General features: G+C 40.5%; 16 protein-coding genes. 8 read left to right on the top strand and 8 right to left on the bottom strand.

Going from position 1 to position 15,115, the window contains the following annotated elements; genetic code table 11:
• Positions 1–2: 2 nt before the first annotated feature.
• Both AACZ73_RS14130 and AACZ73_RS14125 read right to left on the bottom strand, forming a co-directional pair.
• Positions 3–1,214: an aldo/keto reductase gene (locus tag AACZ73_RS14130; protein WP_339878796.1), complete on the bottom strand. Its 1,212-nt coding sequence runs from the start codon at positions 1,212–1,214 to the stop codon at positions 3–5.
• A 13-nt stretch (positions 1,215–1,227) separates the two neighbouring features.
• Entirely contained in the window at positions 1,228–2,208 is a 981-nt protein-coding gene (locus AACZ73_RS14125; protein ID WP_339878794.1) for an aldo/keto reductase, read from the bottom strand.
• 461 nt (positions 2,209–2,669) lie between these two features.
• On the opposite strand from AACZ73_RS14125, the gene AACZ73_RS14120 reads away from it, so the two are divergent.
• The gene (locus AACZ73_RS14120; RefSeq protein ID WP_339878793.1) at positions 2,670–3,575 is read left to right on the top strand and encodes a helix-turn-helix transcriptional regulator; all 906 of its coding nucleotides are present in this window, start codon (positions 2,670–2,672) and stop codon (positions 3,573–3,575) included.
• 735 nt (positions 3,576–4,310) lie between these two features.
• Here AACZ73_RS14120 and modA read toward each other — a convergent pair.
• The 6 genes from modA to AACZ73_RS14090 all read right to left on the bottom strand — a co-directional run bounded on the left by modA (position 4,311) and on the right by AACZ73_RS14090 (position 8,907).
• Complete coding sequence (gene modA / locus AACZ73_RS14115) at positions 4,311–5,069, bottom strand: molybdate ABC transporter substrate-binding protein (RefSeq protein WP_339878792.1); 759 nt, start codon at positions 5,067–5,069, stop codon at positions 4,311–4,313.
• A gap of 11 nt (positions 5,070–5,080) precedes the next feature.
• Positions 5,081–5,587, bottom strand: coding sequence for a molybdopterin-dependent oxidoreductase (locus AACZ73_RS14110; RefSeq protein ID WP_339878791.1), 507 nt, complete (start codon positions 5,585–5,587; stop codon positions 5,081–5,083).
• Between the two features lie 251 nt (positions 5,588–5,838).
• The gene (locus AACZ73_RS14105; protein WP_339878789.1) at positions 5,839–6,180 is read right to left on the bottom strand and encodes a ModE family transcriptional regulator; all 342 of its coding nucleotides are present in this window, start codon (positions 6,178–6,180) and stop codon (positions 5,839–5,841) included.
• A gap of 197 nt (positions 6,181–6,377) precedes the next feature.
• Complete coding sequence (locus AACZ73_RS14100; RefSeq protein WP_339878787.1) at positions 6,378–7,007, bottom strand: hypothetical protein; 630 nt, start codon at positions 7,005–7,007, stop codon at positions 6,378–6,380.
• Positions 7,008–7,204: 197 nt separating this feature from the next.
• Positions 7,205–7,912: a LytTR family DNA-binding domain-containing protein gene (locus AACZ73_RS14095; RefSeq protein ID WP_339878786.1), complete on the bottom strand. Its 708-nt coding sequence runs from the start codon at positions 7,910–7,912 to the stop codon at positions 7,205–7,207.
• A complete protein-coding gene (locus AACZ73_RS14090) occupies positions 7,909–8,907 on the bottom strand; it encodes a sensor histidine kinase (protein ID WP_339878784.1) in 999 nt (332 codons plus the stop codon). Before AACZ73_RS14090 ends, AACZ73_RS14095 begins: the two co-directional genes overlap by 4 nt.
• Before the next feature lie 292 nt (positions 8,908–9,199).
• Here AACZ73_RS14090 and AACZ73_RS14085 point away from each other — a divergent pair, with 292 nt between their 5' ends.
• The 7 genes from AACZ73_RS14085 (at position 9,200) to AACZ73_RS14055 (ending at position 15,048) form a co-directional block, all read left to right on the top strand.
• On the top strand, positions 9,200–9,649 hold the full coding sequence (locus AACZ73_RS14085; RefSeq protein WP_339878782.1) for a nuclear transport factor 2 family protein: 450 nt from the start codon (positions 9,200–9,202) through the stop codon (positions 9,647–9,649).
• A gap of 18 nt (positions 9,650–9,667) precedes the next feature.
• Positions 9,668–10,114 carry a nuclear transport factor 2 family protein gene (locus tag AACZ73_RS14080; protein WP_339878780.1) on the top strand — a complete coding sequence of 149 codons (447 nt, stop codon included), beginning with the start codon at positions 9,668–9,670 and terminating at the stop codon, positions 10,112–10,114.
• 78 nt (positions 10,115–10,192) lie between these two features.
• Positions 10,193–10,801 (top strand): flavodoxin, encoded by a 609-nt coding sequence (locus AACZ73_RS14075; RefSeq protein ID WP_339878778.1) that lies wholly within the window; start codon positions 10,193–10,195, stop codon positions 10,799–10,801.
• 37 nt (positions 10,802–10,838) lie between these two features.
• The gene (locus AACZ73_RS14070) at positions 10,839–11,267 is read left to right on the top strand and encodes a helix-turn-helix transcriptional regulator (protein WP_339878776.1); all 429 of its coding nucleotides are present in this window, start codon (positions 10,839–10,841) and stop codon (positions 11,265–11,267) included.
• A gap of 79 nt (positions 11,268–11,346) precedes the next feature.
• Positions 11,347–12,198 (top strand): aldo/keto reductase, encoded by an 852-nt coding sequence (locus AACZ73_RS14065; protein ID WP_339878774.1) that lies wholly within the window; start codon positions 11,347–11,349, stop codon positions 12,196–12,198.
• A 43-nt stretch (positions 12,199–12,241) separates the two neighbouring features.
• Positions 12,242–13,846: a carboxylesterase family protein gene (locus tag AACZ73_RS14060; RefSeq protein WP_339878773.1), complete on the top strand. Its 1,605-nt coding sequence runs from the start codon at positions 12,242–12,244 to the stop codon at positions 13,844–13,846.
• 92 nt (positions 13,847–13,938) lie between these two features.
• Positions 13,939–15,048: an aldo/keto reductase gene (locus AACZ73_RS14055; protein WP_339878772.1), complete on the top strand. Its 1,110-nt coding sequence runs from the start codon at positions 13,939–13,941 to the stop codon at positions 15,046–15,048.
• The last annotated feature ends 67 nt before the right edge of the window (positions 15,049–15,115 follow it).

The following is a 15,115-nucleotide window of genomic DNA, read 5'->3' as shown; positions in this document are numbered from 1 at the left end:
AATTAACTTTTAGGAAGTGGCGATATCCCATGTGTGCCTTTTGACTTCACGTCACCCTGATTTCCTATATCCAATAATTTTAATACATCTTCAGCAGCGCGCTTTCCTACGATTTGAATTTTAGACAAACCCAAGTCAATTTCCTGTAAATCACCTAGGGTGAGTTGAACATTGGACGCTTGCATGTTTTCTTTTAAGTGTTCCAAGTTTGTAGTCCCAGGAATTGGTATGATGAATGGCTTTTTCGCGAGTAACCAAGCTAGATTTACTTGACCGGGAGTAGAATTATATTTCTCCCCAATTTTTTGCAGCAATTCAACCAATTCCCAATTTGCTTGCATGGCCTCTTTGGTAAATCGTGGCATGGTGCTTCTGCGATCACCATTTGCAAAAATAGTATCAGGAGAAACGGTCCCTGTCAAATAGCCCTTCCCCAAAGGAGACCAAGAAACCAAACTAATTCCTAACTCTTCACAAACAGCCAAAACTTCACCCTCTGGGTCACGAGTCCAAACTGAATATTCATTTTGAACAGCACTTACTGGTTGCACAGCGTGTGCTCTTCTGATAGTAGCTTCACCAACGCCTGACAGTCCGAATTCTCTGACTTTCCCCTCATTTATAAGATCTTGGACAGTTCCCGCCACATCTTCAATAGGAACGGTCGGATCAACTCTATGCTGGTACAAAAGATCAATGTAATCAGTTTTCAGTCGTTTCATTGAGCCTTCAGTGGCTTTTCTGATGTTTTCAGGTCGGCTGTTGAGTCCGGTTATATTTCCCTGATCATTGATCTGGAAACCGAATTTGGAAGCGATTATTACATCCTTTCTGATAGGGGAAAGGGCATCTCCTACCATCTCTTCGCTGAGCCAAGCTCCATAGGCTTCTGCTGTGTCAAAGAAATTTTGCCCGTTATCTGCTGCTCCTCTAAACAATTTTACTGCAGCTGACTTTTCCATGGGTTCTCCGAATCCCCACGCTGCGTTCATGCAACCAATTCCCACAGGGAACACCTCCAAGGATCCGATTTTTCTTTGAGTTGCTGCGGAGAAACTGGCGAGATCAGAAGTTGACTTTTGATTGGAGGTTTGGTTTCCACGACTTCCCGCAGAAAGCCAAGACGTCGATCCAAAGGTTAAGGCCATTCCGGCCAGCGAGGATTTCACGATGAAATCTCGTCTGTTTGTAATAAAATTATTTTCCGTTTTCATCTTAGATAGGACTCTAGTTTCCAACCCTTTTAGCCAAATTCTCCGGATAGCGGGCACCTTGAATTTCCACTTGGGCGGCAACTGCTTCGATATTGATTAAATCGTCTGCATTGAGTTTAATACTGGCTCCTCCAATGTTTTCTTTTAATCGATGCAGTTTAGTAGTTCCGGGAATAGGTGCAATCCAAGGTTTCTGTATGAGTAGCCAAGCCAATGCAATCTGTGCTGTGGTCGCTCCTTTCTCTACAGCAATTTCTTGGAGTAAATCCACTAATTGTTGATTGGCTTTCCTGTTTTCTTCTGTAAAACGAGGAACAATATTTCTGAAATCAGAGCTGTCGAATTTGGTGCCTGCGTTAATAGCACCAGTCAAAAAGCCTTTTCCCAATGGACTAAAAGGCACAAAGCCGATTCCGAGTTCTTCGAGTGTAGGCAGGATTTCAATTTCAGGCTCTCTCCACCAAAGCGAGTATTCACTTTGCAAAGCTGTGACAGGCTGGACAGCATGCGCTTTTCGAATAGAGTTTACTCCTGCTTCGGATAGTCCAAAATGCTTCACTTTCCCTTCTTGGATGAGTTCTTTCACTGTGCCTGCCACATCTTCCATCGGTACAGAGGTATCAACTCTATGCTGATAAAACAGGTCAATGACATCGGTTTTCAATCGTCTCAGCGATTCCTCAGCTACCAATCGAATTCTGTCTGGGTGACTGTCTTGGCCTTGTTTTGAATCGCCATTTTTGAATCCAAATTTGGTGGCAATGATTACGTCTTTACGGAACGGAGCAAGTGCTTCACCCAGGATTTCTTCGTTGTCGATGCCGTAAGCTTCTGCTGTATCAAAGAAGGTCACTCCTTTCTCTACCGCAGTCCTGATCAGCTTAATAGCTGCAGTTTTGTCCGTAGCAGGGCCGTATCCAAAGGTTAGCCCCATACAACCAAGCCCTAAAGCAGATACTTCCAATCCCTGATTTCCTAATTTACGCTTTTCCATGATTTACTTTGTGATATTGGTCTTGAATAGTACTCAGTGCCTTCAGAAAGAAATAGAACCTAAAAACCGGAAGGTACTTTTACTGATTTATTACAATACAAATGTTGCCTTTCGGTATCTTTCATACTAACAGCATTCAAACAATAGATTACTATATTCAAACAATTAGCAAAAAAGGACATCCAACATAGTGAATTGACTGAATGGTCATTACGGTTTGTATTGACTTCTGATGGTAATAATTGTCACTTTGGAACTTTAGTAATTCAAATCAAGAAGTCACTTAGGAATTTGACTTGAATCTAAATTTGAACTGTAGAAATGTTTGAATTTTGTAAGTATTGATTTGAATCTTGTTATCATTTTAAAATGATACACCGCAACTTTGTGATTGGTTTTGATATCAAAATCAGTTTGCTGAGTTTCTGTCTAAATCAATTCTCAGTATATAAACTAATGACATGGAAAAGCCAGAGAACCTAGGTGAGTTTTACGAGAGGAAAAAGAGTTGTTCGTCGGCTGATTTTCATAGCGAGGTGAAGCATTTTAACCTCTTCCATCTGGAGCCTTTAGATCCAGATAAACCAACAGTCATACCTTACAGAAGACGTGATTTTTATAAAATCATGTTGGTAAAGGGACGCAGCTCGGTCTTGTATGCCGATAAGGAAATTGAGGTCAAAAAGCAGGCCTTGTCTTTTTCTAATCCTATGATTCCGTATCAGTGGAGACATCTAGACGGTAAAAGAGAAGGCATGTATTGTATCTTCAGCAAGGATTTTTTTCATCAGTTTTCCCAGTTTCAGCAATACGAAGTTTTTCAAAGTCATGGAACACATCTCTTTGAGTTGACGGATAAACAAGCGGAAGAAGTGCAGGTGATTTTTGACAAACTGGAGAAAGAGTTGGATTCTGATTACAAATACAAGTTTGATCTGATTAAAAACCTGCTTTTCGAACTCATTCATTATGGTTTGAAAATGCAGCCAGCCGCTCCTGTGAAAAGCAAAAAGAGTTCAGCATCAGAGCGGATCAGTTCCATCTTTTTAGAGCTTTTAGAGCGTCAGTTTCCGGTTGATGAACTTCATACCTCAGTGAAACTTAGAACAGCTTCTGACTTTGCCAATCAACTGAATGTACATGTCAATCATTTGAACAGAGCTGTCAAGGAAATTACCCAAAAGACCACTTCAGTTCTTATTGCTGAGCGTTTGCTACAGGAAGCGAAGGTGTTGCTGCGGCAAAGTACCTGGAATGTTTCTGGTGTTGCTTACGCCCTGGGATTTTCGGAGGTGACACATTTCAATAATTTCTTCAAAAAGCATACTGACCTTAACCCTACGCAATACAGAAAATCTCTTCTTTAAAATTTGAAACAGAAATCTTGAAATCCTTTGCCCCTATTTTTTGAAACCAATTTCATATCTTCAGTACTTGGATAAGTTTAGATCAATCCAAGCGTAAGCACCTGTTATCAAGTGAATAACATATATAAATGCAGGGTCTACTGCTGCTAACTCTCCAATTATTTTTCCTAAATGGAGTTTGAGTCAAGTTTTCCTTTATCGTTCAGGATTTTAAATAACCTATAAGTCCTGAATGGACAAAATTATCGCAACAATTGCAAATACTACCAAGTCTAAAAAAAATTACATTCCTTATCCGACTATTAAATCTTTTAGTAAAAAATATTTCCTAATTGAGGTCAAGGAAACTTCAAAATGATGCTTGACTATACCTTTTATATATCATTTGCCCTCAATAAATTATCAAATAAGAAAAGGGGTATGTAATAATTGCCTGAATTAAATATAGCTCCTAAAAGAAGTCGATTCAGGATATTTTGTCAGTAAATAAGCTTTTGTCAGAATGAATAATTTACGAAGAACACAAATATCCGACAAAAACAACCAGGAGTTAATTACCTACAAGCGAAATGGTTCATGAAAATGACTAACCAATACTTGATCCGGTTTTGTATCTATTAGCATAGTATATAGCACGGTAAGCTTGTATAGAAAGCAGACATTCAAATTTGTTTCCCCATTGTGGTTATTGCGAGCTTTAGACTGAGATAGAACGGTTCGGAATCCAACATCAATTCAGGGTTTGGTAAACCCAAAATAAGACAAAATATCGACAGCCTTTTTCCCCTTCATAAAATTGAAAAAAGATTCAGCCAGCTCATTTCCTTTAGCTCTTAGCGTAATGATTGCTCCCTGAAGCAACGGGTCATGGCTGGACTCAGGAATTAAATAGTACTTTCCTCCCAATTGCTTCATAGTAGGTGAAAGTGCCAATGATAAGGCTATGATCCCAATGTCTGCTGCTCCGGTGGTCACAAACTGGGCCGTCTGAGAGATATTTTCACCAAGTACCAATTTGTCTTTGATCTGGTCATGCAGCTTGTAAAATGTCATGGATTCCATCGCCCGCTTACCATACGGGGCATGCTCGGGATTTGCAATTGCGACTTTTCGAATTGATGAAGCAAGGAGAGCATTCATCCCATCCTTGGTTGGGTCCAATCTTTTACTCCAAATCACAATTCTTCCAATTCCATAAGGATATACTTCAGAGGCTGCAAATCCTTTCTCTTTTAATAAGTCCGCATAACTGATATCCGCCGAAAAATATAGATCGAACGGAGCGCCATTTGAAATCTGCTCATATAGCTTTCCTGAAGAACCATAGGTAACATTGACCGCTCTGCTGTCTTCCTTATTGAAAACCTGGATAATGGAATCCAAGGCAAATTTTAAGTAGGAAGCAGCTCCAATCAGAATTCTATTGGAATTTTGGGCAAATGAATGACTGGCAAAAAATGTAAACAGTACGAATACAGCGATTTTCTTAACCATAAGTTAAACTATTAGTCTTTTGGTAAAAGTACTTGAACAGCGGTCAGCTCACGAATCCAACGGGCTGGCTTTTTATCTTTTGATGCTACAATTCGAAAAGGACCTTCACCACTTGGTAGCATATGACCATCCACTTCATAGGCGACTATAACCGCCGAATCGGTAAACTCCGGATCAATCTCAGCTAGAGAATACACAACTTGGTATCCATCCGGTGCAGAAAGAAGCAGATATTTGGTTAGATTTTTCCCTCTAAGCTCTTTTCGCAAAGTAACCCCAGCAGAGTCAAGAATATGCACGAGCATGACACCTTTATATACATGCTCTTTTCCTTGCATATCCAGAACTTTTACTTGCGTTGATTGCATTTTTACCAAATCTTTTATGCTCAATTTCAAAGGATTTAAAACCTCTCCTTCAATAATTATTGAAGGAGAGGTCCCAATTTGTCCGACAGCAAATTCGGGGGAAAATACTATGCAAATAAGACATATAAATAAAACTGGTTTCCAATTCATACCTGTACCGGTTTAAGGAATGTTAGGTGAGATTTCTAAACAAAATTCAACAACTTAATTTTGAGAGAATGGGAATCGTTTCTCAGATTGTCCAACTCTTTGAGTATACCAAACGATATATACACGTATACATATCGAAATGTACACGGAAATACCTAATTGGGAAATTTTTAATCCGAGAAAATCGACAATTGTTTGAAAGTGATAATAAATTGTAAGTGATAAATAAAAAATTTTACTCTTAATATCTTTTATACTATCTCAATCAAATACTTATACTGTTTAGCCACTGACTCTAATGAGTCAATCAATTCCCCGTATTTTCTAACTACCTCTATACCTTTTTCAGTTAATTCTGCCCCTCCACCCCTTTCTCCACCTTTTCTGGAAATTACATAAGGGCTTTTACCACGTGAGTTCAAATCTGTTACGATATCCCAGGCTTTTTTATAGGACATGCCCATCGTTTTGGCAGCTTTGGCAATGGAGCCTTCCTTGTGGATCAATTTGAGCAATTGTGCAGGTCCTGGACCAAAAAATTTTTTTTCCTCTATCTCTATCCAACATCGCAACCTGATTTCCTTACTTTCCATATGTTATAATTAGCAACCTGTAATCAATACATAAGTTAGATGGTTGGGTATAGGAATCAAAATATAATATAAGTAGGTAATTTGATATTAAAGCTTTCCTGCTAAAGCACTGTAGCACCTATAATGAAATAGCCAAATCAAAAGCTAAAAGCTTTCTAATTTGGATATTAATTCTTACGCATTTATTTACATTATCCTTACTGAGCCGGTGCCACTGCACCATTTTCAATCCAGGTCAACCAAGCTTCTTTGAATTCCTCATAACTAAGGGGAGGTAATTCTCTGTCTCCACCCATTGTCCAGCCTTCTTTGACCAACCCGTCATTGACGTGCTCTTTGAGTGCTTCCATATCCTTATGTCCATTTTTCTCCGGATCAACTAACTGAAGTGCGAGTTCTCTGGGAGATTTTCCTTCAAAGACCATTTTCATATCTGCAGGAGGTAGATGCCAATCGGGATTTCCAGGCGGCGTGTGATCACCTGGCACTCCTTCCGGTGCATGGCAATTGGAACATTTGAGTGTCAAAATCCCTTTGCCATCCACCCCTCTCATTGGAGACATGGTGTGCAGTTTTTGTTCGTCACCCTGAAGTGGAATATCTCCAGCTGGATGGCAATTCATACAGCGGGGGCTCATCAGCACTTTATAGACATTTTCAAAAGCCTCTAAAGACTTTTCCTCGGCTTTCAACTCGATTGATGGATTGTTTAATCCATTTTTAAAGGAATATCCTGAGAAAATCAACAATCCGACGAAGACCAAGTTTGTTAGTAAGAGTAGTCTGCTCCTGACTAGCGTTAGCGCATTTTTATTGGAGGGTTTCATAAAAAGAGTGGTTAAAGTATAATTAAATTTCACAATAGTTATTCCAATAGAATTCTCAGTTATACAGGTCTTAATCGTATTAAAGCTCAATCCTCAATGCTATTTATAAGGAGAAACAATCGCTAATCACGAAAATATTTCCTCATTTTAAAACTCACAAAACCAAGCCGTTAAATCAAAAAAAGTATCTGATTAACTTATAGCAACTTCCTGTCTCCCAATTTTTTAAAAAACTCGTCCCTATAATTTCTACTAATTGGGTAGAGCTCCTTTCCTATCAAAACTTCATTGGACTGCACTTCATCGATGTGCCTCATGTTAATAATAAATGAGCGGTGAATACGGATAAATTCTCCGGGCAACGCATTGGCTATGCTGGTGAGGGAAACCAATGACATTACCTTCCTGTTCGCTGTAATAATCTTAATGTATTCCCGTTGAGCCTCTATTGCCTGCACTTCGGCGAAGAGAAATTTGACAATTCTCGTATCCGTTTTAATAAAGAAGTAGTCGGGTTTCTCAGGAGGCTCCTCCGCTACCACTTGTACAGACAGATATTCCACCGCCTTATCGATAGCTTTTCTAAATCGCTCCAATGAAACCGGCTTTACCAGGTAATCAATGATATCTAACTCATATCCTTTCAAAGCATACTCCCCATAGGCTGTCACAAATATTGTGAGCGGTTTATCTTCCAATTCATTTAGCAAATCCATTCCCGTCATAAGGGGCATACGAATGTCCAGCAAAAGAATATCTACAGAATTTTCCTTCAGAAAAGCCAAAGCTTCTTCCCCATTGCTACACACTCCAGCCAGCTTCAGATTAACAACTTTAGAAACATAGTCCGAAAGTAGTTTTCTTGCCGGCGGTTCATCATCCACAATTAGGACTTGGTAGTTCATTTTAGATTTATGGTTAATTTCACTTCAAAAGAGGTGAACTGCTGATCCAGAATCAACTCATGTTTACCGGGATAAATCAGGTTCAGTCTCTTTTTGACATTAGATAGTCCCACCCCACTCTCCTCCTCGGCAGTTTTACGGGCGTCAATCACATCATTTTTAATATGGAAAAACAGCTGATCAGAAGCATCCACATGTAGGTTAATATTTATAGTTCCGTCAATAGTATTCCCATGTTTAAACGCATTTTCCAGAAATACTAAAAAGATCAAGTGGGCGATCTGATGACTGTCTCTTACTCCTTTATGTTTGAAAACTATTATGGGTTTTTCATCCAGTTTGAGTCTCCAAAGCTCAATAAAATTCTCCATAAAGGTGATTTCCCTGGAAAGGGACACAAATTTTCCCTGATCCTCATAGAGCATATGCCGCATCATTTCGGAGAGTTTCATAATAGCCGGTGCGGTATTGCTATCGCTGAAATAAGCCATGGAATATATGTTATTTAGCGTGTTGAATAGAAAATGTGGACTTAGCTGTAGCTTCAGAAACTTCAATTCAGAGGCGAGTTGACTATTTCGAAGTTCAATTTCATTTCTCTGCGCTTTAATCAGATTGGCAAAGAACCATACAACCGTCGTGACCAAGTAGAAACCAATGGCAGGAACCGATCTGATGAAATAAGTATAAGCAACAGATTTATGAGACATCCCGAGGATATTGACTCTCAGAAGCACAATGACAATCACCAAAGCAAGTGAAGCGATAACGTAGGAAAGATACTTGCCTTTAGCGTACAGCTTGGGCAGAAGCAAATAGTAATTCAGATACGTGATGGCGGAGGAAGTCAACACATCAGAAATGACGATTTTCCAAATTTCCAACGGAGAATCAATCCAGCTGCTAAGCGAGGCAAATAATATGGCTCCATAGCAAAACCAGAAAAGTACATGCAGCGCGTAAAATGCCGGACGCGATATCACATTATTCTTCATTTTTGAAATTTAGAATTTTAAATAACACCACAACTCATGGATCATCCAACTGACTGTTGTGCTCTACAGAAAACAGGATTTCCCCAACGAGTGGTAAAGTATATATTTTTATGCAAGTTATGCGAAGCGGGTTTTTCATTCGTAGATCAAATCTGTTAACTGGGTGAGAGAACCTTGCTGTCTACTGATTTACCTCAAACCCTAGTATTTTTTTTCGTCTATTAGTAGCGATGAATTGGGTAAATCCAATTTACAACGCATTGAAATTTATCACATCAAAAACAAAATAACCATGCAAAAACATCTCATCGTTTTTACCCTTTTATTATTTAGCGTTTCCTTCACTTTTGCCCAAACTTCTACCGAGCAGGAAATTAAAAAGCTTTCCATGGACAAATGGCAATGGATGGCGGATAAGGATGTTGCCAAACTGGAAGTGTTATTCGATGACAAGGCAAAGTTTGTTCACATGAGTGGAAGCTGGAAAAAAGACCGTGAACTGGAAATCATCGAGTCGGGTAGTATCTGGTACAAAAAAGCAGAGGTACATGATACAGCTGTTGAGATTTCAGGGAATACCGCAATTGTCTGGAATAGAATCACCTTGACAGCTTTTGTTCGAGGAAACGATGTAGTCACAGAATTTACCGTGACAGAGGTATATCAAAAGCAGGGTGAAGATTGGAAAATGCTTGCGTTGACATTTAGCAGCGTGAGGGATACCCACGAGATTGAACATTAATCTCAAAATCAATCAAGCATGAAAAAGATAATTCTAGGAGTATTCATCCTTCTTTTTGCAGCCCAATTTACCTACGCCCAAGACGAGGCAACCAAACAAGAAATCATTGAGCTCTCCAAAACCAAATGGCAGTGGATGGCAGATAAAGATACGGATAAGCTTGCAGAGCTCTTTGATGACAAATCAGTGTTTGTCCATATGGGCGGAGCCTGGGGAAAAGAGCAAGAAGTCAACATCATCCGAAGTGGCGGGATCTGGTATAAGAAAGCGGACATACATGAAGTATCTGTTGAAATTATTGATAACACTGCCATCCTGCTCAACCGCATCACATTGATCGCCGAAGTTGGAGGCAATGAAGTCACCAATCCTTTCGAAGTCACGGAGGTTTACATCAGAAAAGCCGAAGGCTGGAAACTTGGATCCCTTTCTTTTACCAAATTGATGGCGCCTGGGGACAGGTAAGTTAAATGAGTGGTGACATTCACTTTGCCACGACGGCCCCAGTTAGTGTCGCACTAGCCACAACAATTCAAACTAACCATGAAGTATTTCTTCCTATTCATTTTCCTCTTTAGTTCCTTAAGCTGCACAAGCCAGGTACAAACCGAGGCAGATAATAATCCGGTTGAATTAGACTCGGATAAAATCCTTATAGTTTATCTCACGCGTACCAATAACACGAAAGCGGTGGCAGAGATGATTCAGGAAAAGGCAGGTGGGACTTTGGTGAGTTTGGAATTGGAAACCCCTTATCCTGAAGACTATCCAGCCATTGTAGCACAAGTTGCCCAGGAAAATGAGACTGGGGTACTTCCTCCATTAAAGACAAAAGTGGACCTCTTTAAATACGAAACTGTATTTGTGGGATTTCCGACTTGGGGAATGCAGTTACCGCCACCGATGAAAACATTCCTGAGTGAAAATGATCTCAGCGGCAAGACTGTTATTCCTTTCAATACCAATGCAGGTTATGGAATAGGAAGCAGCTTTGACTCCGTTGAGGAGCTTTGTCCGGAAAGTGACATTCTGGAAGGCTATTCCACTACAGGTGGAATAGAAAGAGACGGGATATTATTTGTCATGGAAGGGGAAAAGCAAGTGGAAGTAAGAACGGCCGTGAATAATTGGCTGAGTGATTTGGGCTTCTAAGCGATCATCTACTTAGCAAAAAAGATTATAAAAATCTATGAGTCAGACAGCGAATAAAATAAGAGCTAAGATAAAAACAGAAGAAAATTCAAATTCTGCTGCAAAACGGATCAGTACAGATTTTCTGGAATTGCTGGAAAATCAATTTCCTATTACTGATTTACGCAAGACACTAAAGCTTAGGTCCGCATCAGCTTTTGCTCACAAACTGAATATCCATGTAAACCACCTCAATAGATCGGTCAAAGCAATAAATGATAAACCAACTTCAATCATCATTAGCGAAAGAATCCTAGCTGAAACCAAACGCCTTTTGAAGCAAACTGAGTGGAACGTGTCTGAAATAGCTTATGCATTGGGATTCACAGAAGTGACTCATTTCAATAACTTTTTCAAAAAAGAGATGAATATGAATCCATCCCAGTTCCGCAAATCATTAATTGAGAACAGAAAACAAAAATTATAGATTGGGTTATAAGAAAGAAAGGCCAGGTCCATGTGGGCTTGGCTTTTCTACATAACCTAATTGAACAAATAAAATTGACATGAAAATCATAACATTAAACAACGGAGTAGAGATGCCAATTCTAGGATTTGGTGTTTTTCAGATTGCCGATCAGGACGAGTGTGAAAGAAGTGTTTTAGACGCGATAGAAGTAGGATACAGATTACTTGACACGGCTACCTCTTATCAAAATGAAGAAGCAGTCGGAAAAGCTATTAAGAAGAGTGGAATTGCCCGTGAGGAATTGTTCGTTACAACCAAGCTTTGGATTCAGGATACCGGTTTTGACAAGACTAAAGCAGCTGTTGAGAAATCCCTGAAAAAGCTCCAATTGGATTATCTGGATCTATATCTGATCCACCAGCCCTATGGAAATGTGCATGAATCCTGGAGAGCTATGGAGGAAATGAACAAGGAGGGAAAAATACGGGCAATAGGAATCAGTAATTTTCAACCCGATCGAGTGGTTGATCTGATGGCATTCCATGAAGTCGTTCCGGCAATTAACCAGATCGAAACCCACCCCTTCCACCAGCAGATCCAAACCCAGCAATTTCTAACTGAAAACAACATTCAGATCGAATCCTGGGGGCCATTTGCAGAAGGTAAAAACCAACTTTTTAGCAATGAACTTCTAGCCTCCATCGGTGACAAATACGGGAAATCTATCGCCCAGGTGGTAATCCGTTGGCTTAATCAGCGTGGCATTATTGCAATTCCTAAAACAGTCAGCAAATCCAGGATGATAGAAAATTTTGACGTTTTGGATTTTGAACTCAGTCCTGAAGACATCAAGCAAATCGAATCGTTGGATCAAAAGGAAAGCTCCTTCTTTGATCATCGGGACCCAAATATGGTCAAATGGCTGACTAGTAGAAAATTAGAGGGGTAACCACAATCAAGCAATAAACTTCCAATCCCAACCTTAATTCAAAATGAAAAGAACCTTATTGATCAGCTTATTTTTCCTGATAGTAATGTCAGGATTTGCGCAGGAACCCATCGTAAAAATCAGTTCCGGTTCACTCCGGGGAGCGACGGAGCGTGATGTCACCAGCTTTAAAGGGATCCCTTTTGCAGCACCTCCTGTCGGAGAGTTTCGTTGGAGACCTCCCCAGCCTGTCACATCTTGGGAAGGGGTGAAAAATGCCACGGAATATTGTGCCGATTGTCCCCAGAGACAATGGCCAGGAGCTACTTCCAAAATTTCGGAGGATTGCCTTTTTCTGAATATCTGGAAACCAGCTGATGCAGTAAAGGGAGCGAAACTTCCTGTAATGGTGTGGCTTCATGGAGGAGGGTTTACAGGTGGAAGTGGCGCAGGTCCAGGCTCAGCGGGAGATGCATTTGCGAAGCAAGGGGTTATTTTGACAACTATCAATTACAGGTTGGGTAGATTGGGTCACTTTGCGTTTCCAGCTTTGAGCCACGAGAATGCTGAGGAAATGAAAGGTAGCTATGCCTACATGGATCAAATTGCTGCGCTGAAATGGATTCAGGAAAACATTGAAGAATTTGGTGGCGATCCTGATAATGTGACAATTTTCGGTTTCTCTGCTGGAGGTGTTGCTGTGCATTCGCTGTTAAGCATTCCTTCAGCTAATGGACTTTTTCATAAAGCGATCAGCGAATCAGGAGGTGGACGTGATGGGGTTTTAACAGGAAGGCCAATCAGTGAAGATAATTATGATGAATTGTACCCTGTATCAGCCGAAACTATAGGGATTAATTTTGCAAAAAGGTATGGAATCGAAGGAACAGGCAAAGATGCTTTGAACCAACTTCGGGCATTAAGTATGGAAGAAGTTTTAGATGGTGGTCAGGAAAATGACAGCACTGGAGCCAGAACCTACTCAGGTCCAATACTGGATGGGAAACTCGTGGTTGAAACAGCCGAAACTGCATACCATGCAGGAAGACAGGCAAAAGTTCCTCTGATGATAGGAAGTTCAAGTGCTGAAATCGGCGGAGCTTTTATTACAAGCAGCCAAACAAAAGAGGAGCTATTTTCACAATTCGGTGATTTGGCTGCAGAAGCTAAAGCTGCTTATGATCCCGATGGCAATAAGGAGTTTGCAGAAATACTCATACAATTTACTACTGATTGGGGTTGGGCTGAACCTGCTAGAATGACTGCAATAGCATTTGCAGAAGAAAATGAGCCAGTTTATGTTTGGCAATTTGGATACGTCCCCCCTGCAGCCAGAGAGCGTTCACCTTATGGTGCAGGTCATGGTTCTGAGACTTCATTTGTATTCAACACACTCAATGCAAGATGGGGAGCTCAAGGAGAACCGACGCCGGAAGAGAAAGAATTAGCAAGAATAATGAATACCTATTGGGCCAATTTTGCCAAAACCGGAAATCCTAACGGAAACAACCTTCCAGTATGGCCACAATACGACATACAACAAGCAGAGATTATGGATATAACGCTCGACGGAAAAGTGACCAGCATCCCCGATCCTAGAAAAGCACGATTCGATGTGTTGGAAAAAGCATTTAAGAATCGTGCAAAAATACAAACCAGAGGTATATGAGAATTAGTGAATTCAAGGCATTTCACTAAAGAATCAAAAGTAGCCTTTAATTTAAAAGTAGATAAATCAGGAATTGAAGTTAAGAAACAAGCATGACCAATGAAATTAAATCCAACCGACGGGAGTTTTTTAAAAGTGCTACATTGGCTGGAGCCGGTTTAATAATGACCCCTACTCTGGCAATGAGCTCAGGAGACAAACCACATTTAAATGCATCAGCCGCTCTCCCAACCCGAAAACTTGGAGCATTAGAAGTTTCAGGGATCGGTCTGGGCTGCATGAGCATGGTAGCGGGCACTTATAACCCAACCCCACCAAAACAGGATATGATCGCCCATCTTCGAAAGGCTGTGGAACGTGGGGTAACTTTCTTTGATACGGCGGAAGTTTATGGACCTTACGGAAGTGAGGAAGTTGTGGGTGAAGGTTTGGAGCCATTTAAAGGTCAAATCAAGATTGCTACAAAAATCGGTTTTGAGATCCAAAACAATCAACGAATGGGACGAAATAGCAGCTATGAATCACTTAAAAGAGTGGTCGATGGTAGCTTAAAAAGGCTTCGTGTGGAAACCATTGATCTCCTTTATCTGCACAGGTGGGATCCACAGATTCCGATTGAAGAAGTAGCAGGAGCATTTAAAGAAATTATCGCAGCAGGAAAAGCAAAACACTGGGGATTATCAGAGGTTGCCCCCGATACCTTGAGAAAAGCTCATGCAGAATTACCTGTTTCGGCTCTGCAAACCCAGTACTCATTAGGTGAGCGATTTCCCGAAAACAAGATTCTGGATACCTGCGAAGAGCTTAAAGTGGGCTTCGTACCATGGGGACCGACATTGAGATCCTTTCTGACGGGAAGGTTTAATGAGTATAGCCGATTTGAAGAATTGGACAGACGTTCTCAATTGCCATTTTTCTCTCCTGAAGGATTGGAACAGAACATGCCGTTTTTGCGGATTGTACAGGAATGGTCGCAGAAAAAAGGCATCACCATGGCGCAATTTTCCCTTGCCTGGCTCCTTGCCCAAAAGCCGTTTATTGTACCTATTCCAGGAACAATAAACCCCCAGCATTTGGAAGAAAACCTCGGAGCTTTAGAAGTGAGGTTTAGCGAAAGTGAGTTAACTGAAATTCGATCCGAAATAGAAAAATTCGATTTGTTGGGTGTCCGTTCTAAAGAATCTGCTTTAGTTGATCAGTAAATTCTAAATCACTCCAAAGCATATCCTATTTAAAATCAGTAAATTAAGCAGACATGTTTATTGAATA

Origin of the sequence: uncultured Algoriphagus sp. (genome assembly GCF_963974835.1) — a bacterium.
In the GTDB taxonomy this organism is placed as follows: Bacteria; Bacteroidota; Bacteroidia; order Cytophagales; family Cyclobacteriaceae; genus Algoriphagus.
Note: the sequence above shows the minus strand (reverse complement) of the source record. Positions and strands in the feature narration are given on the sequence as shown.

What these genes read in the sequence shown, in the direction of transcription:
- AACZ73_RS14125 (WP_339878794.1), bottom strand. Translation starts at nt 2,208, where the DNA reads ATGGAAAAGCGTAAATTAGGAAATCAGGGATTGGAAGTATCTGCTTTA.
- AACZ73_RS14065 (WP_339878774.1), top strand. Translation starts at nt 11,347, where the DNA reads ATGAAAATCATAACATTAAACAACGGAGTAGAGATGCCAATTCTAGGA.
- AACZ73_RS14080 (WP_339878780.1), top strand. Translation starts at nt 9,668, where the DNA reads ATGAAAAAGATAATTCTAGGAGTATTCATCCTTCTTTTTGCAGCCCAA.
- AACZ73_RS14110 (WP_339878791.1), bottom strand. Translation starts at nt 5,587, where the DNA reads ATGAATTGGAAACCAGTTTTATTTATATGTCTTATTTGCATAGTATTT.
- AACZ73_RS14130 (WP_339878796.1), bottom strand. Translation starts at nt 1,214, where the DNA reads ATGAAAACGGAAAATAATTTTATTACAAACAGACGAGATTTCATCGTG.
- AACZ73_RS14095 (WP_339878786.1), bottom strand. Translation starts at nt 7,912, where the DNA reads ATGAACTACCAAGTCCTAATTGTGGATGATGAACCGCCGGCAAGAAAA.
- AACZ73_RS14120 (WP_339878793.1), top strand. Translation starts at nt 2,670, where the DNA reads ATGGAAAAGCCAGAGAACCTAGGTGAGTTTTACGAGAGGAAAAAGAGT.
- AACZ73_RS14075 (WP_339878778.1), top strand. Translation starts at nt 10,193, where the DNA reads ATGAAGTATTTCTTCCTATTCATTTTCCTCTTTAGTTCCTTAAGCTGC.
- AACZ73_RS14085 (WP_339878782.1), top strand. Translation starts at nt 9,200, where the DNA reads ATGCAAAAACATCTCATCGTTTTTACCCTTTTATTATTTAGCGTTTCC.
- AACZ73_RS14060 (WP_339878773.1), top strand. Translation starts at nt 12,242, where the DNA reads ATGAAAAGAACCTTATTGATCAGCTTATTTTTCCTGATAGTAATGTCA.
- modA (WP_339878792.1), bottom strand. Translation starts at nt 5,069, where the DNA reads ATGGTTAAGAAAATCGCTGTATTCGTACTGTTTACATTTTTTGCCAGT.
- AACZ73_RS14070 (WP_339878776.1), top strand. Translation starts at nt 10,839, where the DNA reads ATGAGTCAGACAGCGAATAAAATAAGAGCTAAGATAAAAACAGAAGAA.
- AACZ73_RS14090 (WP_339878784.1), bottom strand. Translation starts at nt 8,907, where the DNA reads ATGAAGAATAATGTGATATCGCGTCCGGCATTTTACGCGCTGCATGTA.
- AACZ73_RS14105 (WP_339878789.1), bottom strand. Translation starts at nt 6,180, where the DNA reads ATGGAAAGTAAGGAAATCAGGTTGCGATGTTGGATAGAGATAGAGGAA.
- AACZ73_RS14100 (WP_339878787.1), bottom strand. Translation starts at nt 7,007, where the DNA reads ATGAAACCCTCCAATAAAAATGCGCTAACGCTAGTCAGGAGCAGACTA.
- AACZ73_RS14055 (WP_339878772.1), top strand. Translation starts at nt 13,939, where the DNA reads ATGACCAATGAAATTAAATCCAACCGACGGGAGTTTTTTAAAAGTGCT.